The sequence below is a fragment of the Streptomyces laculatispora genome (assembly GCF_017353455.1).
Lineage (GTDB): Bacteria > Actinomycetota > Actinomycetes > Streptomycetales > Streptomycetaceae > Streptomyces > Streptomyces laculatispora.
The window spans coordinates 1-4,023 of sequence record NZ_JAFMPZ010000040.1 but is presented as its reverse complement, the minus strand read 5'-3'; the positions used below and the strand labels follow the sequence as shown (position 1 = coordinate 4,023).

Annotated in this window: 2 protein-coding genes and 1 pseudogene; all 3 read left to right on the top strand. The window is 75.8% G+C overall.

Annotated elements, in window-relative coordinates:
* Positions 1 to 1,823 (top strand): TOMM precursor leader peptide-binding protein (locus J1C73_RS01480; RefSeq protein ID WP_207314713.1); only part of this gene is annotated, 1,823 nt, incomplete at its 5' end.
* The gene (locus tag J1C73_RS01475) at positions 1,813 to 3,777 is read left to right on the top strand and encodes a TOMM precursor leader peptide-binding protein (RefSeq protein ID WP_207314712.1); all 1,965 of its coding nucleotides are present in this window, start codon (positions 1,813 to 1,815) and stop codon (positions 3,775 to 3,777) included. The genes J1C73_RS01480 and J1C73_RS01475, both read left to right, overlap by 11 nt.
* Before the next feature lie 44 nt (positions 3,778 to 3,821).
* Positions 3,822 to 4,023: pseudogene (locus tag J1C73_RS01470) on the top strand (nitroreductase); the annotation flags it as partial.

The following is a 4,023-nucleotide window of genomic DNA, read 5'->3' as shown; positions in this document are numbered from 1 at the left end:
TACTCGGCGACGGCCCGGTGGCCCGCTGGTGCGTGCTGTCACTGATCCGCAACGGCTGCGCCACCGTGGCCTTCGACCCCGCCCTCCTGGACGGCTCCGGCGGCGTCACGCCCGAGGAGTTCGCGACCGTCCACCGTGAGGCGGCCGAACTCGCAGGCCAGGACTGCCCCGTGGAGCTGGCGATGCTGCCGGGCACCGGGTCCGCACCTGCGGGCTGGGCGGCGTACGAGGGGTACGACATCGTGGTGGCCGCCGCTGGTACCGGCGTACCGGCGACCGTCCTCGCCCTGCTGCGAGAGGGCGTCCCCGAGGGCCGGACCCTGCTGCCCGCCTGGACCTTTGGGCCCCTCGCCGTGGTCGGGCCGGTGATGACGGACGGCTCGACGGGCTGCTGGTCCTGCGCCGCCCTGCGCCTCGGCGCCTCCGGAGGCCCCGGCGACGCGGCCGCCGCCGACCTGTGGAGCGGCCTTGCGCTGGGCACCGGAACCCCGGGCGCCCAGCCCGCCGGACCGCTCGCCGCCATGCTCGGCAACCTGCTGGGCTACGAAGTGTTCCGCCTGGTCACCGAGGCGCTCCCGGCCGAGACCCGGGGCAAGCTGCTCATCCAGGACATGGCGTCCTTCGACGTCGCCTCGGAACCGCTCCTGCCGCACCCCCGCTGCCCGTTCTGCGCCACCGCCGCGGCAGCCCCGGAACCGGTCGACCTTTCCTCGGCCCCGGCACGCCCGGCGTTCCTGCCGACCGTCGCCACCGCCCCGGACGACGACGCCGCCCAGGGTCCGCTGGCCGAACTGGAGCGCCGATCCGCCCTGGTCCGCCCGCATGCCGGGGTCTTCTCCCGCTACGCGGACGAGCCGCTCACCCAGACCCCGCTGAAGGCCGGCTCCGTCACCCTCGGTCTGGGCCCGCGCGGCTTGCGCACCGTCACCGCTTTCGACGTCCACCACACCGCCGGGGCCCGGCTGCGTGCACTGAACGCGGCGGCGGCCGTCTACGCCGAGTACGTGGTGCCCCCCGCGCCCGCCCCGGACGACACCGTGCCCGCCGTGGACCCGGCGGCCCTCACCATCGCCTCCGGTACCGGCGTCCGTACCCACATCGCCTGGACCCCGGCCACCTCGCTCGTCACCAAGGAACAGACACGGGTGCCCGCCGGGGCCGTGCGCCCCTTCGGCCGGGACAACGCCGACCGGGGCTTCGAGCCCACCCGGGCCGGCGCCGGCGCCGGGGCCGACCTGCCGGAGGCCGCCGCCTGCGGGCTGCTCTCCGCGCTCGCCCACGACGCCCTGGACCGGGCCGTCCGGCAGACCGGAGAGACGGCCGTGATCCCGCACGCGGCGCTCGGCGAGGACCCGGAGATGACGTTCCTGCTCCGCTCCGCCGCCCACCTGGGCCTCGAGGTCGAGCTGCTCGATCTCGGCGAACCGGCCCGCTCCGGCGCCCATGTCGTGCTGGCCCGGACCGCCGGACCAGCCCGCTGGGCCGTCGGCGCAGCCCTGGACCGCGCGGGCGCCGCCGTGGACGCAGTACGGGACCTGCTCGGCGAGGCGCAGTACGCGGACGACGCCGACGGGGGAACCGGAACCGCCCCCGACACGGGCGACCCCCTCCTCCGCGACCTGGACGCGGCCCTGATCGCGGTCACCCGCAGCGAGCCCGCGCCGCCGCCCGGCCCCGCCACGGACTGGCCCCGCCTCCTGGACCGCCTCCGCGCCGCCGGCCGGGACGCCCTGGTCGTGCCCACGTACGCGGCCGACCTGCCCACCGCCGGGATCCACACCGTGCGCGTCCTGCTCACCCGGGCGGTCACCGATGCGGGCTGAGCGCACCGAGCGCCCGGGGGCGACAGCACACCCAGGGACCACCGAGCGCCCAGAGGCGACCGCACACCCAGGGACCACCGCGCGGTCCGCGTCCGCGCGCCGGTTCGCCGGGGCACTGTGCGGCGCCCTCGGCGAGGTCGTCCCCACCACCGCCCCCGCCGTGGCGGTGGCCCCGCTCGGCGTTTGCGACGCGTACACCCCGACCGCCACCGCATCGGCGGAACAGGACGCCGTTCCCGTCCACCTGTACGGACGTCAGGTGCTCGTCGGGCCCTGGCCCACCGAGGGCGGGGCCGCCGGGTGTGGGACCTGTCTGGCGCGCCGCTGGCAGGGCGTACGCTCGGTGCCGCTGCGCGAAGGGCTCGAACTCGGCTCCGGCACCCGGTCGGTGGGCGACTGGCCGTACGCCACCCCGTTCGCCGCGACCGCCGTGGCGGCGCTCCTGGCCTGCCTCGACGATGCGGAGCCGGACCCGGGGCCGTACCCGAGGGTGCACCTGCTGGACCTGGACGCGATGACCGTGCGCAGCCACCCCCTGGTGCCGGACCCCGAGTGCCCCGTCTGCGGAGCGCCCGGACCGGACACCGCCGAGGGCGCCGTCTACGTCCCCCAGCCCGCGCCCAAGTACCGGCCGGGCGCCTTCCGGATGCGCCGGATCGAGGACTACCGGCTGCCCGTGGACGCCTTCGCCAACCCGCACTGGGGCGCGCTCGGCCCGTCCGTCATCTGCGACGTCGCCTCCACCACCACCTCCGCCACCGTCGGCTGCTTCTCCACCCGGTCCGGGGAGTATCTGCGCGAGACCTTCTGGGGCGGCCACGCGGGCACCTACGCGCACAGCCAGCGCATCGGCATCCTGGAGGGGCTGGAGCGCTACGCCGGGATGCGCGCCCGCGCCAAGGCCACGCGGCTCACCGCCTCGCTGCACGGCCTCGGCCCCGATGCCGTCGACCCCCGCGAAACCGGCCTGTACTCCGAGGAGTTCCACCGCGCCAACCCCCGCGTGCGTCCCTTCACCCCGGACCGGGAGATCCCCTGGGTGTGGGGCTGGTCCCTGCGCGACGCCAAACCCCGCCCGGTCCCCGAGATCCTGGCCTACTACCACGCACCCGGCCTGGAGAACCGCTTCGTCCAGGAGAGCTCCAACGGCTGTGCGTCCGGCGGCAGTACGGAGGAGGCGGTCTATTTCGGACTGATGGAGGTCGTCGAGCGGGACGCCTTCCTGCTCGCCTGGTACGGGCAGGTTCCGCTGCGGGAGATCGACCCCGCGACCAGCACCCGCCCCGCCACCCGGTACATGGTGGACCGGCTGGCGATGTACGGCTACCGGGCCCGCTTCTTCGACAACCGGATCGGCTTCCCCGTCCCCGTCGTCACCGCCGTCGCCGAGCGCTTCGACGGGGGAGCGGGCCGCATGTGCTTCGGGGCGGGAGCCGGGCTCGACCCGGAATCGGCGCTGGACTCCGCGCTCTGCGAGATCGCCACCGACTCGGTCAACCTGGTCGGCCGCACTCGACGCGACGAGCCCCGGCTGCGTGCCATGGCCGCCGACTTCGACCAGGTCACCACGCTGCACGACCATCCCCTGGTCTACGGCGTCCCGGAAATGGGGCGGCACGCCGACTTCCTGCTGCGCCAGGAGGACCCCCGGCGGCTGCTCGCCGTCGCCGACCTGGTGTGGCCGGACGCCGACGGCTCCCTGGCCGCCCCTGACCTGCGCGAGGACCTGCTGCGCGCGGTGGGCGCCGTCACCGCCGCCGGGTACGACGTCGTCGTGGTCGACCAGACCCTGCCCGAGCAGCGTGCCGTCGGCCTGCACACGGTGAAGGTCCTGGTGCCCGGACTCGTCCCCATCGACTTCGGCTGGTCCCGGCAGCGCGCCCGCCGCATGCCCCGGATGCGCACCGTCCTGGGCGCCACCGGCCTCAACCCAGCCCCGCACCCGTTCCCGTGACGGCCCGCCCGTACCGCACGCCCATCCGAAAGGGGGCCGACCCCATGGGGTACGCCCACGAGTACGCCGACGCCGTCCTGCACCGGGGCCGCGTCCCGATGGATCCCGCCGACTTCGTGCCCAACTGGCCCGACGGGCCGCGCAAGGGCAAGTTCTACCCCGGCGTCGAGTCCTACGCCCTGCCCGACGGCGACGGCCTCCCCGACGCCCCGGCGGGCCGCGGTCTGCTCCCCGGCGCGCCCGTCC

Bases quoted from the DNA above. Each gene is read 5' to 3' on its own strand.
- J1C73_RS01475 (WP_207314712.1), top strand. From the start codon at position 1,813: ATGCGGGCTGAGCGCACCGAGCGCCCGGGGGCGACAGCACACCCAGGG.